We start from the raw sequence: 26,517 nt of genomic DNA, 5'->3' as shown, positions 1-26,517 counted from the left end.
TTCCAAAGAAAATTTTAAGTAAATATAGTTAGGCATGATGTCTTGGCATTGTGGACTAGATGTGTGTGAATAATGAAAGGGACATTCAGATGTCAAATTGCCCGAAAAAATATATTGTTGCTTTTGATCAGGGAACAACAAGCTCAAGAGCAATTGTTTTAGACCATGATGCTAATGTTGTCAGTATTGCTCAAAAAGAATTTACTCAGATTTATCCTCAGCCTGGCTGGGTTGAGCATGATCCTATGGAAATTTGGGCTACGCAAAGTGCTGTTTGGGTAGAAGCTTTAGCTCAAGCAGGCATTAAGAGTGAACAAGTTGCAGCAATTGGGATTACCAATCAGCGGGAAACCACAGTTGTTTGGGATAAAAAAACGGGCAAGCCGATTTACAATGCGATTGTTTGGCAAAGTCGACAAACGACTGAGATATGCAATCAACTACATAAAGCAGGATTGCAAGAATACATACGTAAAACAACGGGTTTGGTGATTGATCCGTATTTTTCGGCCACAAAAATTAAATGGATTTTAGACCATGTTGAAGGAAGCCGTGAGCGTGCTGAGCGAGGAGAGTTGTTGTTCGGTACGGTGGACACTTGGTTAATCTGGAAACTAACCAATGGTGTTGTTCATGTGACTGATTTTACCAACGCATCACGAACCATGCTGTTTGATATCGAAAAGCTAGAATGGGATGAAAAACTTTTACAAGTTTTAGAGATTCCTCGAGAAATGTTACCCGAAGTACGTAGCTCATCTGAGGTTTATGGATATACACATACCATAAGTGGGCAAGAAGTTGGTATCCCCATTGCAGGAATCGCAGGTGATCAACAAGCCGCACTGTTTGGTCAAATGTGTGTTGAGTCTGGTCAGGCAAAAAATACCTACGGCACAGGCTGTTTTCTATTAATGAACACAGGTAAGAAGATTGTCCGGTCAGAACATGGATTACTAACTACTATTGCATGTGGTGCGAGTGGTGAGGTGAACTATGCCTTAGAGGGCGCCGTGTTTAATGGTGGTTCTTGCGTGCAGTGGTTACGCGATGAATTAAAAGTCATTAAGAATGCTAAAGACTCTGAGCTTTATGCAACACGTGTGAAAGATAGTAACGGTGTATATGTTGTACCTGCTTTTACAGGGTTGGGCGCACCGTATTGGGACCCAACTGCGCGAGGATCAATTTTCGGACTTACTCGCGGGGCTAGTATTGAACATATTATTCGTGCAACTTTAGAGTCTATTGCTTTTCAAACCCGAGATGTTTTAGATGCAATGCAGCAAGATGCAGAAGAAGAGCTCCGTACACTCCGTGTTGATGGGGGAGTAACGGAAAATAATTTCTTAATGCAATTTCAGGCTGATATTTTAGCGACACCAGTAGAACGTCCAATAATGAAAGAAACTACTGCTTTGGGTGCAGCTTTCCTTGCTGGGCTGGCGACGGGTTTCTGGCAAGATCTACATGAGTTAAGAAATAAATCTGCCATAGAAAAGGTATTTGAGCCAAAAATGTCTTCTGAGCAATCTGAGATGATTTATAAGGGTTGGCTCAAGGCAGTTAAACGTAGTCAAAGTTGGGCTGAGGATTAGTTCGTTCTTTAACTGGTTGAATTCACTAGTAGGGTAATCAATTAACGGTTAAACACTTAGTTATTTAAAATTGATTATTCTACTTTTTTGATTGTTGTTTCCTCAATTTGATGTTTTAATTTTTATAAGATCAACAATAAAAAGAAAATGAAAAATGACAGTACAGCCTAATGATTATTCAAAAATATATGACATTGCCGTGATCGGTGGCGGTATTAATGGTGTTGGTATTGCTAATGATGCTGCAGGTCGTGGACTATCGGTATTTTTATGTGAAAAAGATGATTTGGCTAGTCACACTTCATCTGCTAGCAGTAAATTAATTCATGGTGGTCTACGCTATTTAGAGCATAAAGAATTTAGATTGGTTGGAGAAGCTCTAGCAGAGCGTGAAGTGCTGTTGGCTAAAGCTCCACATATTATTAAACCCATGCGCTTTATTATGCCTCATCGACCACATTTACGCCCTGCATGGTTAATTCGTGCTGGACTGTTTTTTTATGATCATTTGGGAAAACGAGAAAAACTATTAGGATCAAATCTGATTTACTTTAAAGAAGATAGTCCTTTAAAACCAGCTATCACACGTGGCTTTGAATATTCTGACTGTACTGTAGATGATGCACGTCTTGTGGTGTTAAATGCATTACAGGCCAAAGAGAAAGGTGCCAAAGTCGTAACGCGTACGCGTTGTATTAAAGCTTATAGGGAACAAGAGCTGTGGCATCTGGAGTTACAAAGTGGAGCAGAGTTTTACCAGATACGTGCAAGAGCTTTAGTGAATGCAGCAGGCCCTTGGGTTGAAGAAATTATTAGTGAAAATCTGAATCTAAAATCGCCATATCGAATTAGGCTGATCCAAGGAAGTCATATTGTTGTGCCAAAATTATATGACTGTCATAAAGCCTTCATTATGCAAAACGAAGATCGACGCATTGTGTTTGCAATTCCATATTTAGAAAAATATACACTAATTGGCACGACCGATCAGGAATATACAGGTGATCCACAAAAGGTAGAGATTACCGATGTAGAAATAGATTACCTCTTAACAGTGACCAATTCACATTTTAAAAAGCAGTTAACTCGGGCTGATATTGTAAGCCAATATTCGGGTGTACGTGCTTTATGTGATGATGAGTCTGATAATCCTTCAGCGATTACACGTGACTATACTTTGGCGCTACAAGCAGAAGAGAGAAGGCCACCATTGTTATCTGTGTTTGGTGGCAAGATCACAACTTACCGAAAATTAGCCGAAGCTGCTTTAGAGCATTTGTCTGCGTTTTTTAATGACATGGCAGAAGAGTGGACTGCAGATGAGCCATTACCTGGTGCTGAAAACTGGACAACACTAGATGATTTAACACATCAGATTCAGTCACGTGTAAGTGGAGTGCCTGAATCACTTGTTAACCGTTGGGCGCATGCATACGGCACAAGAGTCTGTAATATGCTCCGAGAGAAAAATGCAATAGAGCAATTAGGCCAGAATTTTGGAAATGATTTATTTGAGTGCGAAGTCAAATATTTATGTGAATATGAATGGGCGACTACTGCTGAGGATATATTGTGGCGTAGAACAAAACTAGGTCTAGCATTTGATGAAAAACAGGTAAAAATATTAGAAGCTTATTTATCTGAGCGTCGACAAAAAGACGATGCCGCATAATAAAAAAGGTCGCACATGGCGACCTTTTTTATATATAGCAATTAGAAGCCAGTTTTTACAGCTTCAAGTAAAGCTGCTTGACGTTCTTTTAATGCTTTCGGTAAGCGATCACCGAGTTTATTAAATAAATCAGTGTGGCTTTCAATTTCAGTAATCCACTGATCTTTATCTTGAGCTGTGATTAGGTCAAATTCTTCTTTAGAGAATTCAGTACCTTCCCAGTTCAAGTCGTCATAAGTTGGAACAAGACCAATTGGTGTTTCAACAGCGTTTGCACGACCTTCACAACGATCAATGATCCACTCAAGAACACGCATGTTTTGACCGAAACCAGGCCATACGAAGTTGCCTTCAGCATCACGACGGAACCAGTTTACATTGAAGATTTTTGGTAATTTATTACCAGCTGCTTCAGCTTTTGTGCTTACTTGTTGACCAAGGCTTAACCAGTGATCAAAGTAGTCAGCCATGTTATAGCCAGCAAATGGAAGCATCGCGAATGGGTCACGACGAACGATACCTTGTTGACCAACAGCAGCAGCAGTAGTTTCAGAACCCATAGTTGCCGCTTTATATACACCGTCAACCCAGTCGAAAGCTTCAGAAACTAAAGGAACTGTATCTGCGCGGCGACCGCCGAAGATAAATGCAGAAATTGGAACGCCTGCTGGATTTTCCCAGTCAGCATCGATAGAAGGGCATTGACCAGCTGCAACAGTGAAGCGAGCATTTGGATGCGCTGCTTTTTCACCATTTACGTGAGGTTGACCTTTCCAGTTAGTTAAGTTTGTTGGAACTTCTTTAGAAAGACCTTCCCACCATACTTGACCATCTTCAGTTACCGCTACGTTTGTATAGATAACATCTTTATGAAGAGTTGCCATACAGTTCGGGTTAGTCTTGGTGTTTGTACCAGGAGCTACACCGAAGAAACCAGCTTCAGGGTTAATCGCATATAAACGACCATCTTCACCTGGTTTGATCCAAGCAATATCGTCACCTACAGTTTCGATTTTCCAACCTTCATAACCTGCTGGTGGAATTAACATTGCAAAGTTTGTTTTACCACATGCAGACGGGAATGCTGCAGCGATGTAGTGTTTTTCACCTTGAGGGTTAGTCACACCAAGAATAAGCATGTGTTCAGCTAACCAACCTTGTTCGCGTCCCATGACAGAAGCGATACGAAGAGCTAAACATTTTTTGCCAAGTAATGCGTTACCGCCGTAACCAGAACCGAAAGACCAGATTTCACGAGTTTCTGGGTAATGAACGATATATTTTTCAGGGTTACATGGCCAAGCAACATCTTGTTGACCTTCAGCAAGTGGAGCACCTACTGTATGTACACAAGGAACAAACTCGCCGTCTGTACCTAATACGTCATAAACTGCTTTACCCATACGTGCCATTTTACGCATGCTAACAGCAACGTAAGGAGAGTCAGTTAACTCAATACCGATATGAGCAATATGGCTACCTAAAGGACCCATTGAGAAAGGAACAACGTACATTGTACGGCCTTCCATTGAGCCTTCAAATAAACCATTTAATTTTTCACGCATAACAGCTGGGTTTTCCCAGTTGTTTGTCGCACCAGCATCTTCTTTATTTTGAGAGCAGATGTAAGTACGGTCTTCAACACGTGCAACGTCAGATGGGTCAGAATTTGCAAGATAAGAACCAGGATGTTTTTCTTGGTTTAATTTCTGCATGGTGCCGTTAGCGATCATCAAGTCGATTAGACGTTGATACTCTTCTTCGCTTCCGTCACACCATTCGATTTTTGCTGGTTTGGTTAAGTTTGCAATTTCTTCAACCCATGCGATAAGCTTAGGATGACGAACGAATTCTGGTGCGTTCACTGTGGTCATGGTGAGGCCTATTCAAAATATGTACAACGTACAAGTCATTCATTGAGAGGTACAATGAAAGATCAAATAAAAAAGTGGCTGTATTAAAGCACAAAATCATAAAAAAAATAAGACTAAAGACTAAGAAATAGATATTTTACTTTTTTATATTTTTCTCATTTAAATCATTAACTTGTAGTTTTTTACAATATCTTATTCTCAATATTTTTATGTTGTATGTATGTTATTTATATTATTTATTTCCTTAAAAATCAATATCTTGATTCTTATTTTTTTCTTGAGAATTATTATTGATTAAACAAATGATCTTCATTCAAAATTTACATAAAGAGACTTTTATTAGGCGTTTTTATATACAATATTCAGGATGAATCCCTCTAAGATAATAAAAATGCGGACTTTAAAACCTCTCTCTATCATTTATAACCAAAAGTCGGGTTTTCATGCGTCAAAACATGAAGATATGTATGAACAGTTAATGACTGTGTTCACCGAATTTGGTTTTGAAATACAAGTTTTTGAATTAGCGGAAGATGTTTCTTTTGATGATTTGATGAGTCAAGTGATACATCGGCATAGCCAAAATGCAAATTTAGGTGTTGTTGTTGCAGCGGGTGGGGATGGAACGTTAAATGCGGTAGCATCAAAACTTAGACATACTCATATTCCAATGGGAATATTACCTTTGGGAACTTTTAATTATGTCGCTAAAGTTTTAGATATTCCTTTGGATTTGTTAGAAGCTGCTGAAGTCATCGCTACAGGTACACCACGCTCTGTACATATTGCGACAATTAATGACCATGTTTATTTAAATAATGCAAGTTTAGGACTTTATCCATTATTTATAAAAAAACGTGAGCTTTATAATAAATACTTAGGACGCTTACCTTTGCATGCCTATACCTCAGCTCTGGATGTTTTATTAAGAGAAAATAAATCCATGAAACTTTCCGTCACAGTTGATGGCAAGAAATATCCAGTCAAAACCCCTCTAATTTTCTTTGGTAATAATCAGTTGCAGTTGTGCGATATGAAACTAAGAATTGCCGAATGTGCAGCACAAGGTCGGGTCGCTGGAGTAGTCATTACGAAAAGTGATAGGCTTAGTTTATTAAACATGTTGTGGCAGTGGATTCAAGGCAAAGTAGAAGAGACCCAAGATGTTTATAGTTTTTGTGCAGATCATGTGGTGGTAGATTGTGCAAAAAAATCAAAACTTACTGTAGCTTTAGATGGTGAAATATTAGAGATGAAAGCACCTTTAAATTTCTCTGTAGAAAAGAATGCTTTAAATATTATGGTGCCAAATGTTGTTACATCTGTCTGATCTGCATTTTGGAACAGAAGTTGAGGCATGTTTAGATGCAATCCGACTTTTTTGCACTCAACATAAACCTGAAGTCATTGTGGTGAGTGGTGATATTACTCAACGTGCCCGATATCAACAGTTTTATAAATGCCGTCAGTTTTTAGATAGCCTTAATATTCCTTATATTGTTGTTCCTGGTAATCACGATATTCCGTTGTACCATGTCTGGAACCGTTTTTTTTCACCATTTACTCGCTACCAATATTTTTTTGGCCAGCTTGAACCAACTTTAGAAACTGAACATTTTTATATTGTTGGGGTGAATAGTATTCGCCGTCGTTATCATACTCGTGGACATATTTCGATTGAGCAAATTCAAACTACATATGAGCGATTACAGCAAGGGCCACCGAATAAAATCAAATTAGTTGTTTTCCATCAACCTTTTTATACTCCACCTGATGATGAGCATGGTATTAAAGATTGTCCTGTATTAGGAAAAATGGCACTCGAAAAATGGAGTACAACGGGACTATTTGGAATGTTACACGGGCATTTACATAAAACTGCTGTATATGATTTAACGCAAATTTATCAATTAAAGATAGATCATCCTATTTATGATATTCATGCAGGAACCGCAACTTCTAGCCGTTTGCATTATCATGTTCCAAATAGTTTTAATGTCATTTCAAATGAAGGAAAAATTAATCATTATTGGTTTAATTACGATTTAAAAATTTTTCAATTAATTTAATTTATAAAAACTATATAAGACATTTAACTTAAGAGTAGATTGATAAAATTTTATCCATTACAATGCCTAAGCTTTAAATTCTATATATGGGGAATAGGAAAACATTCTAAATGTTTTATCATTTTAAAAATAATATTAATGGATACATAAAAAATTTTTAACTATATAAAAAGCCACGATTTTAAGTAGCTACAATAAGGGTTTAGTATTTTATGATAGTTAATAATATTTGATTAAATGAGTATCTATTTATCTTAATATTTTAGAATAACTTAATAATATTTAAAATTTCATGGTGGAAAAATGGTACAAGTATCATTAATGGCAAATAATGCTTCAAAAAATAATACAGTTGATATTAATGTAGGCCAGACAAAAAATATTGTAGTAAATTCTAAAGAAGTCGCAAAAATCGATATAAATCCAGAAAAAATTTCTTCAATAACAAGAGAAGGAAACAGTGCAATTGTTCATCTAAAAGATGGAACTGAAATTGTTTTAGAAAACTATTTTATTAGCGAAAACCCGCAAATTCTTTTAAATGAAGGGCAGAGTTATTGGGCTGCTAATCTGGGAGAAGATGCTAGCGGACAGACCACTGTTAATTATTTAGAATTAAAAGATACGCCAAAGCTTATTGATAGTTCATCTTCTGTACCCCTCTGGTCGTGGGTAGTCAGCGCTTTAGCAGGAGCAGGAACAATTGCTTTATTGTCTCGGAACGATTCTAAAGATACGACTCCTCCTGAGCCAGGTACTTTGAATCTCAAAAATCTTTTGGATTCAGGGGCTTCTACAATCGACCAGATCACTCAAGATAAAAACTTTAATTTAAAGCTTGAAGGACAGGAAAGTGGAAGCCGAGTAACATATTTGGTCTCTACCGATGAAGGAAAAACTTGGCAGGAAACAACGGTCGCTCAAAAAGATTTAACTGATGGTGTATATCTCTATAAAGCCGTAGTAACGGACCGAGCTGGAAATGCATCGGAAACTGCTATACAAAAAGTTGTTGTGGATACCACAGCGCCGCAAGCAGGTGAACTGACTTTATCTGATTTAAGTGATACAGGTGTTTCGGCAACTGATCAGATTACGCAAGATAAAAACTTCAATTTAAAGCTTGAAGGACAAGAAAGTGGCAGCCAAGTAACTTATTTAGTTTCTACCGATGATGGTAAGACTTGGCAGGAAACAACAGTAGCTCAAAAAGATTTGGCTGATGGTGTTTACCAATATAAAGCAATAGTAACCGACGTTGCAGGCAATACATCAGAAACCGCTATACAAAAAGTCGTTGTGGATACAACAGCACCGCAAGCAGGTGAACTGACTATATCTGATTTAAGTGATACCGGTGTTTCGGCAACTGATCAAATTACACAAGATAAAACTTTTGATTTAAAGATTAGTGGACAAGAAGTAAATAGCCAAATCACTTACTGGATATCGAAAGATGAAGGAAAAACATGGCAGGAAACGACAGTAAATCAAAAAGATTTAGCTGATGGAAGTTACCTCTATAAAGCTGTAGTGACAGACGTTGCAGGCAATACATCAGAAACCGCTATACAAAAAGTTGTTGTGGATACAACAGCGCCGCAAGCAGGTGAACTGAGTTTATCTGATTTAAGTGATACAGGTGTTTCGGCAACCGATCAGATTACGCAAGATAAAATTTTTGATTTAAAGATTAGCGGACAAGAAGTAAATAGCCAAATCACTTACTGGATATCGAAAGATGAAGGAAAGACTTGGCAGGAAACCACAGTAGCTCAAAAAGATTTAACCGATGGTGTTTACCAATATAAAGCTGTAGTAACCGACGTTGCAGGCAATACATCAGAAGCCGCCATACAAAAAGTCGTTGTCGATACAACAGCGCCGCAAGCAGGTGAATTAACTTTATCTGATTTAAGCGATACGGGTGTTTCAGCAACAGATCAAATTACGCAAGATAATAATTTTACTTTGAAGCTAGCTCAACCGATTGTAATCGGAGAGCAAGCTGCTTTATTAGACCACTATGAAGTCTCTACCGATGAAGGAAAAACTTGGCAGGAGACAACAGCTGATCAAAAAGATTTAGCTGATGGAAGTTACCTCTATAAAGCTGTAGTGACAGACCTCGCAGGCAACACATCAGAAACTGGTGTGGAAAAGGTAATTATAGATAATTCTTTAAATATTGAATCAACTACAGTAACTGTAAAGTCAATTACTGAAGACAATACAATAAGCCTAGTTGAAAAAGATCAAGTTATTTCTATAAGACTGGAAGTAGATAATCTACCAACAGATTTAAATAGCTCACTGACCTCAGTAAATACGACTTTAAACGATGTTGTTTATAACTTTCATTTTGATGAAGTCACCCAAGAATGGGTTAGCGAAATTCCAGCAGTGTTTCTGTGGTCAGAAGAATCGCAAACCAATATATCAATTGATATTAGTCTTACTGATCAAGCTGGCAATACAGCCATTATTAAACAGACCCAAAATTATAATGTAGATCATACTCCAAATTCGCCAACTCTAGATTCACTAACTTTCAATAATATAGATGGAGCTATCATTTCAGGTAGCGCATATAAAGGAAGTAAAGTTGATATTTACAATAAAAGTGGTGATTGGCTTGCAAGTACCATAACTAATGACGAAGGTAAATTTACTTTACAAGACCTTTCAATTAACTCAAATCAAGAAGTTTATGCTGTCGCTACTTATAATGGATACAGCAGTGAAAATTCGTCAATTGGCCAAGTTACTGAAGTTCCTGCAATTAGTATTACAAGAATTAGTCCAGAAGGTGTGATCACTGGTTATGCGACCGAAGGCAGTCATTTTATTGTAAAAGATCAGAATGGAAATATTCTGCAAGAGTTTAACTCCATTGCATTTGAGGGTTCAGGTATTACGCCTTTTAATGCAATGGCATTAGGTGAAGTCAGACCATTTACTTTGTCTCTCGACCAACCTTTGGAGGAAGGTACTCAAATTATTATTTCTACAGATAAAGATAATATTTCAGGCCATCCACAATATATTACTGCAGACTATACGCCCGCAGTATTTTTAGAAACTCCACAGTTTGATATCAGTGGTGAAACTTTATCAGTACATGTTAATGAGCCGAACAGCTTTATTCGTGCATTTTCTGGAGAGGGCAATTTAATTGCTACAGGTTTTACCGATGAACAAGGCTTTGCAAGTTTACAGGTGTTCCAATTTTTAAAAGAAGGTGAGTCGGTTACCGTACAAGTAGTAGATAAAAATCAAAATACGAGTGAAGCCCTAATCGAAGTTCCAAACTTTGCTTATATTCCATATGTTGAACGTATTACACAAGCAGGCTTAATTTCTGGGTTTGCTGAAGATAATAGTACAGTAATCGTGCGTGATGCTGACGGTAATGAATTAGGAAAGGTTACATTAGGTGATGACAATAGTTGGAATGAATTTAGTCATTTTAGCTTGAGTGTAAACCGACCTTTAATTGATGGAGAGCAAATTTCCGTTCAAATTATTGATAATAAAGGGTTGATGAGTCCTGAGCAGAATATCATTGTAGATCTGACTCCTCCACCTGTTCCAACAGATTTAAATTTCAATGATGCTGGTGATTTAGTTTATGGCCATGCAGAACCTTTCTCTGAAATTTTAGTTAAAGATGGGCAAGGAAACATTCTTAATAAATGGTTCTGGAATAACTGGACCGATGAGAGTGGAAGTTTCTCGATAGAACTAGGTGTGTTTTTAACTAATGCTGAGGCGGTTTATGTCACGGCTACCGATGTAAATGGAAATGTAAGTTTAGCAGCTCAGATACAGGCGCCTAATTATGCTTTTTCCCCCTATGTAGATAGCTTTACTTCGGACGGAGTGATAAGTGGGCAAGCTGAAAATAATAGTACTCTCATTGTTAAAGATGCCAAAGGTGAAGTCGTAGCTGAAATTAAAGTTGGTGAAGATAACGGTTGGAATGGATCAAGTTATTTTAAACTCCAGCTTGACCGCCCTCTTGTTGATGGCGAGCAGTTTTTCTTATCAATTAAGGATGCTCGTGGGCAAGTAAGCACCGATACTGTAATTACCGCTGATACGGTTGCTCCTACATCAGCCAGCAATTTGGTTTTCTCAGAAGATGGTTCATATCTTACGGGTGTAGCAGAACTGAATACTACGATTCAGGTTTTTGATCATAATGGTCAGCTAGTGAATATATGGAATAACACCATTAACTCTGACGGTACATTTACTATTTTCTTAGGTAGCAATAATTTACATGGAGAGGCATTCACGGTCACAGTTAAAGACCAAGCTGGAAATGTGAGTGAAGCTGTTTCAATAAATGCTCCACTTGATGATATTGCACCGGATCCAATTAAAAATATTTTACTTGATGCAAACGGTCAAAACTTTACAGCACAAGCAGAAGCAAATAGTCAGATTGAAGTTTTTGATTCATTAGGTAATCAGACGGGTTGGGGCTCTACAGATAGTGCTGGTAATGTCTCAGGCTTTTTCAATCAAATCTATTTACATGGTGAAGAGCTTACTTTTGTTGTCATAGATCGAGTTGGTAACCGTAGTATCGAATTTAAGCAAAATGCTTTAATTGATACCATTGCACCAAATCCGATTGAAAATATCATCTTCAACGAAGATGGCCAAAGCTTTACAGCTCAGGCAGAAGCTGGAAGCTCTATTGAAATATTAGATCAGGCTGGAAATAAGATTGGTTTTGGCTATACCGATAGCTTAGGTAATGTATCTGGTTATTTTCAGCAAGTTTATTTACATGGTGAGGAACTTACTTTTGTCGTGATTGATCGAGCTGGTAACCGTAGTGCAGAGGTCAAGCAGAGTGCTTTGAATGATGATGTCGCACCAAATCCGATTGAAAATATTGTATTAGATATCAATGGACAGAGCTTTACAGCTCAGGCTGAAGCAAATAGCCAGATTGAAATTAAAAATACCAATGGTGACATTATTGGTTATGGATCAGCAGATAGCACAGGCAATGTTTCAGGATATTTGTATCAGGTCTATTTACATGGCGAAGAGCTTACTTTTGTTGTCGTTGACCGAGCGGGTAACCGTAGTACAGAAGTTAAGCAAAATGCTTTAACTGATGATGTAGCACCAAATCCAATTGAAAATATTGTATTAGATCTCAATGGTCAAAACTTTACAGCACAAGCCGAAGCAAATACTCAAGTTGAAGTTAAAAATGCTGCAGGTGAGATCATCGGTTCAGGTTATGTAGATGGCGCTGGTAATGTGTCAGGTTATTTATATCAAGTCTATTTACATGGAGAAGAACTCACTTTTGTTGTCGTTGACCGAGCTGGTAACCGTAGTACAGAAGTTAAGCAAAACGCTTTAACTGATGATATTGCACCAAATTCAATTGAAAATATTTTACTTGATGCGAACGGACAGAACTTTACAGCTCAGGCAGAAGCAAACACTCAAATTGAAGTCAAAAATGCTGCTGGTGAAGTCATAGGTTCTGGTTCAACCGATAGCATGGGTAATGCTTCTGGTTACTTATATCAGGTTCATTTACATGGAGAAGAACTCACTTTTGTTGTAGTTGACAAAGCGGGGAACCGCAGTGCAGAGGTCAAACAGAATGCTTTAATTGATGATATTGCTCCGAATGCGATTGAAAACATCATTTTCAATGAAAATGGTCAAAACTTTACAGCGCAAGCAGAAGTAAATACTCAAGTTGAAGTTAAAAATGCTGTGGGTGAGCTTGTAGGTTCAGGTTATGTAGATAGTGCTGGTAATGTCTCAGGTTACTTGAATCAAATTTACTTAAAAGGTGAGGAACTTACTTTTGTTGTGATTGATCAAGCTGGTAATCGCAGCGTTGAAGTAAAACAAACAGCTTTTCTTGATAATACTGCACCGGAAAATGCTACTAATTTAGTATTTAGCGAAGATGGTTCATATCTAACTGGTATGGCTGAGCCAAATGCTACGATTCAGATATTTGATCAGAATGGTCAATTGGTAAATCAGTGGAATAATAATGTTAATTGGGATGGAACATTTAACATCTCTTTATACAGTAACTACTTGCATGGCGAAGAGTTAAAGGTAGTTGTAGTAGATCGGGCTGGTAATTTGAGTGGTGGGGTTACTGTAAAAGCACCGCTTGATGATATTGCTCCTGTGGCTGCAAGTAATCTCACGTTTAGTGAAGATGGTTCATCCCTTTCTGGTGTAGCTGAGCCAAATACCTTCATCCAGATTTTTGATCAGAATGGTCAACAGGTGAATACGTGGAGTCAGAGTGTAAATGCTGATGGTACATTCACTATTTTCTTGGGTAGCTCTAATTTACATGGTGAAGAATTCACAGTTATTGTTAAAGATCGAGCTGGAAATGTGAGTGATGTTGTTTCAGTTAAGGCTCCACTTGATGATGTTGCACCAAATCCGATTAAAAATATTGTACTTGATCCGAACGGTCAAAACTTTATAGCGCAGGCAGAAGCAAATAGTAATATAGAAGTCAGAAATGCTGAGGGTGTGTTAATAGGGCTTGGTTCTACAGATAACGAAGGTAATGTGACAGGTTACTTCTATCAAGTCTATTTACATGGAGAAGAATTAACTTTCGTTGTCATAGATCGAATGGGCAATCAAAGTGTCGAACTTAAGTTAAATGCTTTGGTGGATACCATTACGCCAGATCCAATTGAAAACATCATTTTCAATGAAAATGGGCAAAATTTTACGGCACAAGCAGAAGCCAATAGTTTTATTGGTGTCAAAAATGCTGCGGGTGAGTTTGTCGGTTATGGTTATGTCGATAGCACTGGTAATGTGACAGGCTATTTCAATCAGGTTTATTTAAAAGGTGAGGAACTCACTTTTATCGTTGTAGATAAAGCAGGTAATCAAAGTGTTGAATTAAAGCAAAATGCTTTGATTGATGATATTGCACCAAATCCGATTGAAAACATCATCTTAAATGAAAATGGTCAAAACTTTACAGCGCAAGCGGAAGCTGGTAGTCGAATCGAAGTTAAAAATGCTGTTGGTGAGGTTGTAGGATCTGGTTCAACCGATATCATGGGTAATGTTTCTGGTTACTTATATCAGGTCTATTTACATGGTGAAGAGCTCACTTTTGTTGTCGTTGATCGAGCGGGTAACCGCAGTACAGAGATCAAGCAGAATGCTTTGATTGATGTTATCGCACCAAATCCGATTGAGAATATTGTGCTTCACTCACACGGTCAAAACTTTACGGCGCAAGCAGAATTAAATACTCGGATTGAAGTCAAAAATGCTGCGGGTGAGGTGATAGGTTCTGGTTATGTAGATGGTGCTGGTAATGTGTCAGGTTATTTTAATCAAGTCTACTTACATGGAGAGGAATTAACTTTCATCGTTGTAGATATAGCAGGTAACCGAAGTATTGAGGTTAAACAAAATGCTTTAATTGATGATGTCGCACCGCCAGCTGCTGCAAATATTACATTAGCCTCAGACGGATTGCTTTTTGGTGAGGCTGAACCAAATACAACTGTTGAAATTATTGATCAATATGGTGCAGTTATCACAACAATGTATGTTGGATATGATGGAAAATTTTATCAATGGATCAATCTGAGTCAATATCAGACACAAAATTTGAGTATTGTTGTCAAAGATATTGCTGGCAACCGAAGTGAAGTTGCTCATCAGTTAGTACCTGTATTTACGAACTCACCAATTGCTGCAACAGAGCTAAAATTGGATGTTGATGGCCATATTCTTACAGGTAAAGCGACAGTAGGAATGACGATTGTTGTTACATCCGCGGATGGTCAAAGCATTAATTGGGGGTGGAACAGTGTCGTGAACGAAGATGGTAGTTTTGCTATTGAGTTAAATGACTATTATCTAAAGGGACAGATATTACAAGTTCGAGTTTATGACCAAAATACAAATCAATATAGCCCAATCTCTGAAATTATTGCCCCCTTAGACAATATTGCTCCAGTGATTGACGAGGTGGTGATTAACAATGATGGTCAGGGAATTTCAGGCCACACTGATTCAAAAGCAATCATTCAGGTAATGGATGCGGATGGGTATTTACGAGCAGAATCTCAATCGGATGAATTAGGATATTTCAATGCTAATATTTATCCACCACTATTACGTGGAGATCAATTATTTATCACGGTAATAGATTTAGCCAAAAATATAAGTACACCATTGAATATTACTTTTAATGCAGATACTAATGCACCCCCATCAGCAGAGCATATTGTTGTTTCTGAAAATGGTTTTTTTATTGAGGGGACTGCCTTAGCAAGTAGTTATGTATATATTTTTGATGTGTATACTAATCATATTGGTGGTGGTTCTGTAGATGAAACAGGACACTTTAATATCCAGTTGTACTCACCTCAGGTGAGTGGACAGACCTTACGCATTGTTGTGGAACAAAATGGCTATCTAAGCACTTACACCGAAATTAAGGCACCCATAGACATCGTCGCGCCAAATGCAGCAACTCAGCTTGTCTTAGAAGATGGAAATGTACTTTCAGGACAAGCGGAAGCATATTCAACTGTTAATATTTTTGATGATAATAATTTAGTTGGTCAAACTACTGTCAAAAATGATGGAAGTTTCACAACATACTTATGGTCACAATATTGGCATGGTGAAACATTGACGGTAAAAGTAGTTGATACCAATCAAAATGTGAGTGTGGGTACAACGGTTGTTGCTATAAATGATACAACAGCACCGAATGTAGCCACACAGCTTGCCATAAATGAATGGGGTAGGCTGCTGGTAGGTCATGCCGAAAGCAATGCTACTGTTGAAGTCACTTATTATTTTGCTGATCAAGAACCTTCTGTAACGAGTACTATCGTCTTGGCAGATGGAACTTTCTCTATTGATGCCTATGTAAATACAACATCATTTGACCTTACTGTTATTGATCGTGCGGGAAATCGTAGCGAAATTATTAATCAAGTAATTAATGATTTACCGAACATAACCATTGATCAGTTTAAAGGTGATGCTACTGATAATACCTATGTAGTTGATCATGCGAGTGATTTTATTCAAGAGTATACGGTTGATATTATTGAGATACTTGAGGAAGTCTGGGTAGATACCAGTTATTACGAAGAGCAATGGGTAATTTCTGGATATACTGATTATATATGGGTAGATACAAGCCATTTTGAAAATGTTTGGATAGATACAAGTTACTCCCAAGATATTTGGATTGATACTAGCTATTATCAAGATACGTGGATCGTTGATGGCACAAGAGATGTTTATACTGATCAAAATGGCGTAAACTACTATTTAGATGATAATTCGTATAATGAATATATGAATAATTATTATGATTATAATTTAAATCAGTGGCTGTCAGGATATGGACTAACGGGTCCTTATACTGAAGAAATTGGACATTTTGAACAACAGCTCGTTCAAGATGGGCATTATGAATCTCAATGGATTGAGCAAGGCTATTATGAGCAACAATATGTGTTTGATGGTCATAATGAAGAGACTTGGATAGATACGAGTCATTACGAAAATGTGTGGGTTCAAAGTGGTTATTTGGGAACACAACCAGTTGGGTCTGAACCTAAAGATCTAGATTTAGGAGGACATGATAAAATTATCAGTTCTGTTAATTACAGTTTGGTTGGTTTATATCAAACAGTAAATGATCCCACAACTGTAGATTCCTTTTTGGAAAGCGGTCGTTATGTAGAAGACTTGGAGCTGGTTGGTTCTGCTCATCTAAATGCAACAGGCAATGCTTTAGATAATCTTTTGACAGGTAACTCTGGTAATAACGTTTTGAATGGGCGTGAAGGTAACGATACCTATATGACTCATGACGGTGCTGATACCATTTTGTTCCACTTGCTAAATAGCCAAGATGCGACTGGCGGAAATGGACATGACACGGTGTTAGATTTTACTTTAGGTGATGTAAGAACCGATGCTCAAGCAGATAAAATTGATTTAAGTGAATTATTAATTGACTATTCTAAAGATGTGAGCACATTAGCGAAATTTATTACTGTAGAGCAAGATGCTGGAAACACGACTATTAGTATTGACCGAGATGGCGAAGGTACAATGTTTAGTAGTGTGTCTTTGATAACTTTAAATCAGGTAAATACAACATTAGATGAATTGTTAAATAACCAGCAACTCTTTGTTTAACATTAAAATTTATCTTTATAAAAGAGGCTATGAAAATAGCTTCTTTTATTTTGTGCTTTAAATTTAATAAAAACTCTTCACAACCTGTTAAAAAATGACCAAAAAAGATAAGTTTTTTTTCATTTTCCCCTTGAAGCCTTTTTTTTCATCCCCACAAAAGTGACATCTAAATATTTTGTTATTGCTCTGGATTAAAGCAATAACGATTAATCAAAAAGACTTAGTCTGATGGAGTTAATTATGAGCAACATTCGTCCATTACATGATCGCGTTGTAATTCGTCGCGTAGAAGAAGAAACCAAAACTGCTGGTGGTATTTTACTTCCAGGTTCTGCTGCTGAAAAACCATCTCAAGGTGAAGTAATTGCAGTAGGTAATGGTCAAATCACTGAGAATGGCGTACGTGCTTTGGATGTTAAAGTTGGTGACAAAGTATTGTTTGGTACTTATGCAGGTACAACAGTGAAAGTAAGTGGTGAAGAACTCTTAATCATGAAAGAGTCAGACATTTTAGCTGTGTTGGAAGGCTAATCAATCCATAACTCAATTCATTATCAGATTCAGTATTTAAAAAGATTCGGAGTTTAATATGTCAGCTAAAGACGTAAAATTTGGTGATTCAGCTCGCTCAAAAATGATTGCAGGCGTAAACGTACTTGCAGATGCGGTTAAAGTGACTTTAGGCCCTAAAGGTCGTAACGTAGTTATTGACCGTTCTTTCGGTGCTCCGCACATCACTAAAGACGGCGTAACTGTTGCTAAAGAAATTTCATTAAAAGACAAGTTTGAAAACATGGGTGCTCAACTTGTTCGTGAAGTTTCTAGCAAAACTAACGATATCGCTGGTGACGGTACTACAACTGCAACTGTACTTGCTCAAGCAATTTTAAATGAAGGGATCAAATCTGTAACTGCAGGCATGAACCCAATGGATTTAAAACGTGGTATCGATATCGCAGTAAAAACTGTAGTTGAAAATATCCGTTCAAATGCAAAACCAGCTGATGATTTTAAAGCGATCGAACAAGTAGGTTCTATCTCTGCTAACTCTGATACTACTGTTGGTAAACTTATCGCCCAAGCGATGGAAAAAGTAGGTAAAGAAGGCGTAATTACTGTAGAAGAAGGTTCTGGCTTCGAAGACGCGTTAGACGTTGTAGAAGGTATGCAGTTTGACCGTGGTTATATCTCTCCATACTTCGCAAACAAACAAGATACTTTAACTGCTGAACTTGAAAACCCGTTCATTCTTCTTGTAGACAAGAAAATCAGCAACATCCGTGAATTGATTTCTGTTTTAGAAGCAGTTGCAAAAACTGGTAAACCACTTCTTATCATCGCTGAAGATGTTGAAGGTGAAGCGCTTGCTACACTTGTTGTAAACAACATGCGCGGTATTATCAAAGTATGTGCTGTTAAAGCTCCTGGTTTCGGTGACCGTCGTAAAGCAATGCTTCAAGACATCGCAATCTTGACTGGTGCAACTGTTATTTCTGAAGAAGTTGGTATGTCTTTAGAGCAAGCAACTCTTCAAGATTTAGGTACTGCGCACAAAATCACTGTTTCTAAAGAAAACACTGTTATTGTTGATGGTGCTGGTGATGCTGCTGGTATTGCTGAGCGTGTTCAACAAATCCGTGCTCAAATTGAAGAATCTACTTCAGAATATGACCGTGAAAAATTACAAGAACGCGTTGCTAAATTAGCAGGCGGTGTTGCTGTAATTAAAATCGGTGCAGCAACTGAAGTTGAAATGAAAGAGAAGAAAGACCGTGTAGACGATGCGCTTCATGCAACTCGTGCAGCAGTTGAAGAAGGTGTTGTTGCTGGTGGTGGTGTTGCTCTAGTACGTGCGGTTAATGCATTAGATGGCTTAAAAGGCGCTAATGAAGACCAAACAGCAGGTATCAACATTTTACGTCGTGCGATCGAAGCTCCACTTCGTCAAATCGTTGCAAACGCTGGTGATGAGCCATCTGTAGTGATCAATGCAGTTAAAGGTGGTGAAGGTAACTTTGGTTACAACGCTGCAACTGGTGAATATGGCGATATGTTAGAAATGGGTATCCTTGACCCAGCTAAAGTAACTCGCTCTGCACTTGAGCATGCAGCTTCTGTTGCTGGCTTAATGTTAACTACAGAATGTATGATTACTGACATTCCTGAAGATAAACCAGCTGTTCCAGATATGGGCGGTATGGGTGGTATGGGCGGCATGATGTAATAACGCATCAACGCTTTAACCAAAAAAATCCCTGCTTATGCAGGGATTTTTTTTATTTTTCACGTAATTTTAAGAAATAATTAAGTTCCATTATTTATATTAAAAACAGGAACAGCAGCTAGAAGTTCCTCTTTTGTTACAACCATGCTTATTTACTTGTAGGCATGGTTTTTTTTAGCCTAATAAAATAATTAACCATGTAATTGCAATGATAGAGAGTGCAACAAATTGGGCAGCACTTCCCATATCTTTTGCATTTTTAGAAAGCTGATGTTTTTCAAGTGAGACTCGGTCAACCACAGCCTCAATAGCAGAGTTGAATAGCTCAACGATCATTGCAAAAAGACATACAATAATCAGTAACACATGCTCACTACGGCTCACATCAAGAAAAAAACTAACCGGAATCAAAATAATATTAATCAAAACAATTTGGCGAAAAGCTGCCTCATTTTTATAAGCTGCTTTAAATCCTGAAATAGAGTAGCCCGTTGCATTTAATATGCGCTTAAGACCGCTTTTACCCTTATAGGGAGAATAGCTATTCATATACTTATATTTCTGACACTTTTCATGCATTATATAATTTGGGTCTTAAAAAATTATTAAATCTTTTTTAAAGATTTCGACTTTATAACTCAATAGAGAAGAAAAGATGAAAAAATTATGTGTAGCGTTGGGCCTTGCAATTGGAAGCATCCATGGAAGTTATGCTGAGCCAACAGTAACCCCGCAAGTACCAGGATATTATCACCATCAATTTGGAAACTACCGTGTAACTTCTTTGCTTGATGGTACGATTTATTTAAATCCTGATTTATTCAAAAATCTAAATCAGGCCCAGAAAACTAAAATCTTAACGAAATATGCTGCTGTTAATGAGAAAGGGATTCAAACCTCGGTAAATGCATTTTTAGTTGATGATGGAAAAAGTTTAACGCTTGTAGACAGTGGGGCAGCAAGTTGTTTTGGCCCGCAACTTGGCTCGATTGCAAAAAATATTGAATTAGCAGGTTATAAGCTTGCTGATGTAAAAACTGTTTTACTTACTCATCTACACCCAGACCATGTGTGTGGTATTGCTCAAAATGGAAAAGCTGTATTTCCAAATGCAACTGTATATGCACATGAGCGTGAAGCTGATTACTGGTTAAATCCAGCTTCTGAAAAAACAGTGCCAGCAGACAAAAAAGAAAATTATTTAGGTACTGTTAAAAACGTAAAAACTGCTCTTGCTCCATACCAAGTAAAAAAAGCATTCAAGACATTTAAAGACGGCGATGTCATTCAAGGTTTTGAGGTAATCGATACTCGTGGTCATACACCAGGTCATCATAGCTTCCGCTTAAAAAGTAATGATCAGCAAATCATTTTTGTTGGAGACATTGTCCACTCACATTCATTGCAATTTGATGCTCCAAAAACTGGGGTAGATTTTGATGTGAATTCTGAGCAGGCAATTAATACCCGTCTAAAAATGTTTGCTGAAATTTCAAATAAGCAACAATGGGTTGCCGCACCACATTTACCATTTCCGGGCATTGGCCATGTTTATAAAGTAAATGCTGAGCAATATCAGTGGATCCCACTTTATTTTGATAATGTTGTAGAGAAATAAAAAAACAGGGCATTTATTGCCCTGTTTTTTTATTAAAAACTTTATTTATTTTGTGGCTTTTTCATAATTAATAAAGGCTTCACGGCCAAGTGCCGGGTCATCTGTAAAGACACCATCAACACCAGCTTTAAAATAGGCTTCAAACTCTTTTAAAGCACCAGATGGACAGCGCTCTGCTGGTTTATCTTGACTGCACTTTAAAGGCGTTGGTAAATAATTATTTTCTGGGCGGAAAGTATAAGGATGTACTTTCAAGCCAGCTGTATGTGCATCAGTAATAAACGAAGTCGTTTGAACCGAGCCACTGTCATTAAAGTTAAGAATATAGCCTTTACTTGGACCTACACCGTTTGCATATTTAGCCACGTCTTTTAAGCCTTGTGCGGTGGCTAAATCGGCATAAGTTTTAGTTTCACCAGATTCAACGAAGTCGGCTGGTTGCGAAGTTTTAGCGTCATATAATTGAATAATTTGTGCATGTTTAATCGTTTTATGAAGGCCGAGCTGATCTTTTAAATATTTTAGATTACTCACTTCAAAAGACTGTAAATAGACAGGTGCAATATCACGTGTATATTCGTATTTGGCTAAGGTTTTAAGAAGGGTATCTTCCATTGCCAGTTTCTGATTTTTAAAGTAAGTCGGATGTTTGGTTTCAATATATAAACCAATAATTTTTCCCGTTTTCTTATAATTTGCTTCAGCCAGTTCAATCACTTGCTCTAGAGTCGGGACAGGGTAGAGGTCATTATAGGCTGTGTTTGCTGGTCGGAACTCTGGAATGCGTTCACGCGCTTTAAGCTGCTGTAATTCACTTAAAGTGAAGTCTTCTGTAAACCAGCCTGTTAAGTCTTTACCATCAATATTTTTTGTAGTTTTACGGTCTGCAAACTGGCTTAAAGTGCTTACATTGGTTGTTCCACCAATCTCATTTTCATGGCGAGTAACCAATACGCCATCTTTTGTAGAGACTAGATCAGGTTCAATGAAATCTGCGCCATCATCAATCGCTTTTTGATATGAAGCTAATGTGTGTTCAGGACGTAAAGCGCTCGCACCGCGGTGTCCTACCACTAAAATTTTAGGAAGTTGATATTCTGGTGTGGTTGGTGAGTTTTCCGTTTTATCGTCATCATTACAACCAACCAAACTAATTAAACTTAAGCATAAAAGTGCTCTTTTAAACATAATTCTACTCATATTGTTTTAGTCGAAGCGCATTTAGTCTGATGATTGAACTTGACGTGATCATGAAGAATTCATGAATTTTCAGTGACACTTGTTAAAACCTTGTTTATGGGTTTGTAGGAAATGCCAGTTCTTGCTTTGTTTTTGTTCTAATTGCATTTATTGTGTTAATTCTACTTGTCTTTTTTATATCACTCGTTGATGATCAAGAGGGCAAATTTGGTATTGCCATCTGTTAATTGACGACCTAATTCTGAGCAGCCATGCTATCTAAATTTTTTATTCAGCGTCCCATTTTTGCCAGTGTACTCGCAATTATTGTTATGGCATTTGGTATTTTCTCGGTGCTGAATTTACCCGTAGAGCGCTATCCTGATATTGCCCCTCCTAAAATTACAGTCTCGGCAAGTTATAGTGGTGCGGATGCACAAACGGTTGAGCAAAGTGTTACTCAGATTTTAGAACAACAAATACAAGGTATTGATAATTTACTTTATTTCAGCTCTACCAGTGATTCATCAGGACGTAGCCGAATTACCATTAGTTTTGATAATGGAACAAATCCAGATACAGCACAGGTCCAAGTACAAAATAGTATTAGTGGTGTCATAAGACGTTTACCCGATGAAGTACAACGCCAAGGGGTGACCGTGAGTAAGTCACTCGGCGATACTTTTATGGTGGTAGGCTTATATGACTCAACTGGTAAATCGGGCAATATTGAGCTATCGGACTATCTAACTACGCATGTGGTAGATGACCTGAACCGTATTGAAGGGGTGGGTGAGTCAGATGTTTTCGGTTCGCAATATGCAATGCGAATCTGGCTAAATCCAGAAAAATTAAAACAATACAATTTAATGCCAAGTGATGTTGCCAGTGCAATCACTGCTCAAAATACACAAGTTGCTGCAGGTGCAATCGGTGATTTACCTGTCATTGATGGACAATATTTAAATACTAAAGTCACCGCAGGGTCTCGACTAAAAACAGTCGAAGATTTTAAAAATATTGTAGTGAAAGCAAATCAAACAGCGAGCTATGTCTACTTAAAAGATATTGCTAGAGTCGAGTTAGGTGCAGAAAATTATCAGTCTTTTAACACTATTAATGGTTATCCGGCTGCTGGTTTAGGCATTTCACTATCTTCTGGTGCAAACGCGATTCAGACCTCGAAACTCATCCATCAAACTCTAGATCAGCTTACAACTAAGCTACCTGCTGGCTATAAAATTGTTTATCCACGAGATAATACGCCGTTTGTTCAAGAGTCTATTAAAGAAGTTGTAAAGACGCTTATTGAAGCCATTATTTTAGTTATTTTGGTGATGTTCCTGTTCTTGCAAAGCTGGCGCGCTACACTCATTCCGAGTATTACCGTTCCTATTGTTATTTTAGGAACTTTTGCTGTTTTATATGTACTCGGTTTTAGTATTAACACCTTAACGCTGTTTGCATTGGTGCTCGCCATTGGTTTGCTAGTCGATGATGCGATTGTGGTGGTTGAGAATGTTGAACGGCTCATGCATGAACAGCATTTAACGCCGAAAGAAGCAGCGATTGAGTCGATGGGAGAAATTAGTGGTGCCTTAGTGGGAATTACATTGGTTTTAACTGCTGTTTTTATTCCAATGTCGTTTTTAGGTGGTTCAATTGGCGTGATTTACCGTCAGTTTTCTATTACTTTGGTTGCCGCTATGGCGTTATCACTCGTTGTGGCATTAGTCTTAACACCCGCTTTATGTGCCTTAATTTTAAAACCGAATCCAGAGCCTATGCGCTGGGCAGTTTGGTTTAACAAAAAAATTGATCAACTTAAAAATCAATATATCAAGATCGTCCAGACAAGCATTCGGTATAGTAAATCGGTTATCGTGATTTTTGTGGCTTTGATTGCTGTTTTTGCACTGTTCTATAGTGGTTTAAAAAGTGGATTTATTCCTAAAGAAGATCAAGGCATTTTAAGTGTTCAAATTAAACTTGTTGATAGTGCGCCAATCTCGCAAAGTCAGAAAATTGGAGAACAAGTCCGTCAATATTTCTTAACTCAAGAAGATAAGAATGTGGATCTGGTTTTGATTCGCTATGGCCGAAATTATTCTGGTACAGGCCAGAACTTGGCTCAGGGATTTATTGCCTTAAAACCTTGGGATGTACGTACAGGTAAGGAAAATTCGGCTGACGCTATACAAAAGCGTGCGATGAAATATTTCAGTCAATTTAGTAATGCACAAATTAATGTGACATTACCTGCTTCAGTCAATGGTTTGGGCCAAACAGATGGTCTGGATTTATGGATTCAAGATTTGAATGGGCAAGGGCAAGATTTTCTAGATAACACCTTCCGTCAGTTGCAAACGCAGAGTAAAAGCTATTCAAGTTTTGAAAACTTTGATAAGCAATCTACTAATAGTAAAGCAAACCTCAATATCAAAATTGACCAGAAACAAGCATTAGCAAATGGATTAGAGCTTCCTGCGATTAACAACACTTTATCGAGTGCGTGGGGTGGAACGTATGTGAATGACTTTATTGACCGTGGTCGTATCAAGCGCGTTATGATTCAAGGTGATGCCCAGTTCAGATCAAAACCAGAAGATTTATATAACTGGTCTGTGCGTAACAACCAAAATGAAATGGTGCCTTTTAGTTCATTTGCTAACTTTAGCTGGGGCGGCGCTCCTGAAATCGTAAAGCGCTATATGGGTTATAGTGCCTTGCAGTTACAGGCAGATGTTGCGAGTGGCAGCAGTTCAGGTCAGGCAATGAAAGATGTTGAACAACTTGTAAATCAGCAAAAGGATGTTGGCTTGGCGTGGACAGGTCTATCTTTTGAAGAGCAGAAGTCGACAAATCAGGCCGTCTGGTTATATTTAATTTCGGCAGGCTTTATTTTCTTATGTTTAGCTGCTCTATATGAAAGCTTGAGTATTCCAGCCGCTGTAATGACCTCTATTCCGTTAGGTGTTGGAGGAAGTGTCATTTTCTCTTATATTTTCGGACTACCCAATGATGTGTATTTCCAGATCGCACTGTTAACCACGATTGGCTTGTCATGTAAAAATGCAATTTTAATTGTTGAGTTTGCTGCTTTGGCTCAGGAAAAAGGTAAGAGTGCAATTGAAGCAGCTTTAGAAGGGGCGAGCTTACGTTTAAGACCGATTTTAATGACATCTTTGGCTTTTGGTGCAGGAGTGATTCCTCTTGTATTTGCACAAGGTGCAGGAGCTGTAAGCCGTCAAGAAATCGGTATTAGTATTTTAGGTGGGGTTATGTTTGGTACAGTACTGGTTCTTTTCTTTATTCCCGTCATGTACGTGTTGCTGCGTTCCTTGTTCAGATCGAAAGCTACTAGTTAAAAGTAAACAATTTAAAAAGAGGTATTAAATCAAGTATATTAAGATTAACTTTCTCTTTATATATTTGATTTAAATGCCTCAAGAAAAAAAATTAACAGAGCAACAGGTGATCGCACTAGAACGAGATCTGGCCAAGTTTGCAACCATGATGGATAGCGCAGTTCGTATTCCTTTTACAAAGCAGGGTATTGGTGCCGATGCTGCACTGAGTACTATTCCGATTGCCGGTGATGTCGCTGGTTTTGCATTGACCTGTTATGCCATTTATAAAGCCAAACAAATTGGTGTGCCTCAACATAAGCTAACGCCAGTCATCAAACTGGCTGTTGTAGATGCCGTAGTCGGATTTGTTCCTGTGGCTGGGACTATTTTTGATATTTTTATAAGACCAAGTCGAAAAGCACTAGATGTAGTTCACACGCATATACGCGAAGAATATGCGATTCAGAGCGATATCCATGTTGTTCATCCCTATTTGCATGAAAAGCTTGAAAAGAAGCAGCAGAACTCAGCTTTCTGGCGAAATCCTGTTGTCAGTTGGTTATGGTTGCATATTCCCGATTTAGTAGGTGCATTAGTACTGCTTTTAATTGGCTTAGCTGTTTGGTGGGGCGCAAGTTACCTGTGGGGTCTCTATCAAACAATGTAATAAAAAATAAAGCCTCCATTTGGAGGCTTTATTTTTACATTA

At 37.9% G+C, this 26,517-nt stretch carries 13 protein-coding genes; 10 read left to right on the top strand and 3 right to left on the bottom strand.

Going from position 1 to position 26,517, the window contains the following annotated elements; translation table 11 throughout:
* The first annotated feature begins 89 nt into the window (after positions 1–89).
* Positions 90–1,598: a glycerol kinase GlpK gene (gene glpK, locus AW165_RS02700; protein WP_060464899.1), complete on the top strand. Its 1,509-nt coding sequence runs from the start codon at positions 90–92 to the stop codon at positions 1,596–1,598.
* A gap of 154 nt (positions 1,599–1,752) precedes the next feature.
* Positions 1,753–3,270, top strand: coding sequence for a glycerol-3-phosphate dehydrogenase (gene glpD, locus AW165_RS02695; protein ID WP_060464898.1), 1,518 nt, complete (start codon positions 1,753–1,755; stop codon positions 3,268–3,270).
* 41 nt (positions 3,271–3,311) lie between these two features.
* Here glpD and AW165_RS02690 read toward each other — a convergent pair whose 3' ends face one another.
* A complete protein-coding gene (locus AW165_RS02690; protein ID WP_002115528.1) occupies positions 3,312–5,144 on the bottom strand; it encodes a phosphoenolpyruvate carboxykinase (GTP) in 1,833 nt (610 codons plus the stop codon).
* Positions 5,145–5,535: 391 nt separating this feature from the next.
* Here AW165_RS02690 and AW165_RS02685 point away from each other — a divergent pair, with 391 nt between their 5' ends.
* The 5 genes from AW165_RS02685 (at position 5,536) to groL (ending at position 19,661) form a co-directional block, all read left to right on the top strand.
* Entirely contained in the window at positions 5,536–6,474 is a 939-nt protein-coding gene (locus AW165_RS02685; RefSeq protein WP_060464897.1) for a diacylglycerol/lipid kinase family protein, read from the top strand.
* A complete protein-coding gene (locus tag AW165_RS02680; protein ID WP_060464896.1) occupies positions 6,455–7,213 on the top strand; it encodes a metallophosphoesterase family protein in 759 nt (252 codons plus the stop codon). The genes AW165_RS02685 and AW165_RS02680 overlap by 20 nt, the downstream gene beginning before the upstream one ends.
* Positions 7,214–7,516: 303 nt before the next feature.
* Positions 7,517–17,437, top strand: coding sequence for a biofilm-associated Ig-like repeat protein Blp1 (blp1, locus tag AW165_RS02675; RefSeq protein WP_060464895.1), 9,921 nt, complete (start codon positions 7,517–7,519; stop codon positions 17,435–17,437).
* A gap of 240 nt (positions 17,438–17,677) precedes the next feature.
* Entirely contained in the window at positions 17,678–17,968 is a 291-nt protein-coding gene (locus AW165_RS02670; protein ID WP_002120604.1) for a co-chaperone GroES, read from the top strand.
* A 58-nt stretch (positions 17,969–18,026) separates the two neighbouring features.
* On the top strand, positions 18,027–19,661 hold the full coding sequence (groL, locus tag AW165_RS02665; RefSeq protein WP_002120607.1) for a chaperonin GroEL: 1,635 nt from the start codon (positions 18,027–18,029) through the stop codon (positions 19,659–19,661).
* Positions 19,662–19,835: 174 nt separating this feature from the next.
* Here groL and AW165_RS02660 read toward each other — a convergent pair whose 3' ends face one another.
* Positions 19,836–20,210, bottom strand: coding sequence for a diacylglycerol kinase (locus AW165_RS02660; RefSeq protein ID WP_002118962.1), 375 nt, complete (start codon positions 20,208–20,210; stop codon positions 19,836–19,838).
* A 106-nt stretch (positions 20,211–20,316) separates the two neighbouring features.
* Between AW165_RS02660 and AW165_RS02655 the strand changes: the two genes are divergently transcribed.
* Positions 20,317–21,279: an MBL fold metallo-hydrolase gene (locus AW165_RS02655; protein ID WP_060464894.1), complete on the top strand. Its 963-nt coding sequence runs from the start codon at positions 20,317–20,319 to the stop codon at positions 21,277–21,279.
* Between the two features lie 45 nt (positions 21,280–21,324).
* Here the strand turns inward: AW165_RS02655 and AW165_RS02650 are convergent, their stop codons facing one another.
* Positions 21,325–22,467, bottom strand: coding sequence for a glycerophosphodiester phosphodiesterase (locus AW165_RS02650; RefSeq protein ID WP_060464893.1), 1,143 nt, complete (start codon positions 22,465–22,467; stop codon positions 21,325–21,327).
* 263 nt (positions 22,468–22,730) lie between these two features.
* Between AW165_RS02650 and AW165_RS02645 the strand changes: the two genes are divergently transcribed.
* Entirely contained in the window at positions 22,731–25,826 is a 3,096-nt protein-coding gene (locus AW165_RS02645) for a multidrug efflux RND transporter permease subunit (protein ID WP_060464892.1), read from the top strand.
* Positions 25,827–25,899: 73 nt separating this feature from the next.
* Positions 25,900–26,475 (top strand): DUF4112 domain-containing protein, encoded by a 576-nt coding sequence (locus tag AW165_RS02640; RefSeq protein ID WP_060464891.1) that lies wholly within the window; start codon positions 25,900–25,902, stop codon positions 26,473–26,475.
* Positions 26,476–26,517 lie beyond the last annotated feature (42 nt).

This window comes from Acinetobacter sp. LMB-5 (assembly GCF_001541635.1).
Classification (GTDB): Bacteria; Pseudomonadota; Gammaproteobacteria; order Pseudomonadales; family Moraxellaceae; genus Acinetobacter; species Acinetobacter pittii.
The sequence above is the reverse complement of the archived record's forward strand: the minus strand, read 5'-3'. Positions and strand labels throughout refer to the sequence as shown.

Bases quoted from the DNA above. Each gene is read 5' to 3' on its own strand.
- AW165_RS02660 (WP_002118962.1), bottom strand. From the start codon at position 20,210: ATGAATAGCTATTCTCCCTATAAGGGTAAAAGCGGTCTTAAGCGCATA.
- AW165_RS02690 (WP_002115528.1), bottom strand. From the start codon at position 5,144: ATGACCACAGTGAACGCACCAGAATTCGTTCGTCATCCTAAGCTTATC.
- AW165_RS02680 (WP_060464896.1), top strand. From the start codon at position 6,455: ATGTTGTTACATCTGTCTGATCTGCATTTTGGAACAGAAGTTGAGGCA.
- glpD (WP_060464898.1), top strand. From the start codon at position 1,753: ATGACAGTACAGCCTAATGATTATTCAAAAATATATGACATTGCCGTG.
- groL (WP_002120607.1), top strand. From the start codon at position 18,027: ATGTCAGCTAAAGACGTAAAATTTGGTGATTCAGCTCGCTCAAAAATG.
- AW165_RS02685 (WP_060464897.1), top strand. From the start codon at position 5,536: ATGCGGACTTTAAAACCTCTCTCTATCATTTATAACCAAAAGTCGGGT.
- AW165_RS02655 (WP_060464894.1), top strand. From the start codon at position 20,317: ATGAAAAAATTATGTGTAGCGTTGGGCCTTGCAATTGGAAGCATCCAT.
- AW165_RS02670 (WP_002120604.1), top strand. From the start codon at position 17,678: ATGAGCAACATTCGTCCATTACATGATCGCGTTGTAATTCGTCGCGTA.
- glpK (WP_060464899.1), top strand. From the start codon at position 90: ATGTCAAATTGCCCGAAAAAATATATTGTTGCTTTTGATCAGGGAACA.
- blp1 (WP_060464895.1), top strand. From the start codon at position 7,517: ATGGTACAAGTATCATTAATGGCAAATAATGCTTCAAAAAATAATACA.
- AW165_RS02640 (WP_060464891.1), top strand. From the start codon at position 25,900: ATGCCTCAAGAAAAAAAATTAACAGAGCAACAGGTGATCGCACTAGAA.
- AW165_RS02650 (WP_060464893.1), bottom strand. From the start codon at position 22,467: ATGTTTAAAAGAGCACTTTTATGCTTAAGTTTAATTAGTTTGGTTGGT.
- AW165_RS02645 (WP_060464892.1), top strand. From the start codon at position 22,731: ATGCTATCTAAATTTTTTATTCAGCGTCCCATTTTTGCCAGTGTACTC.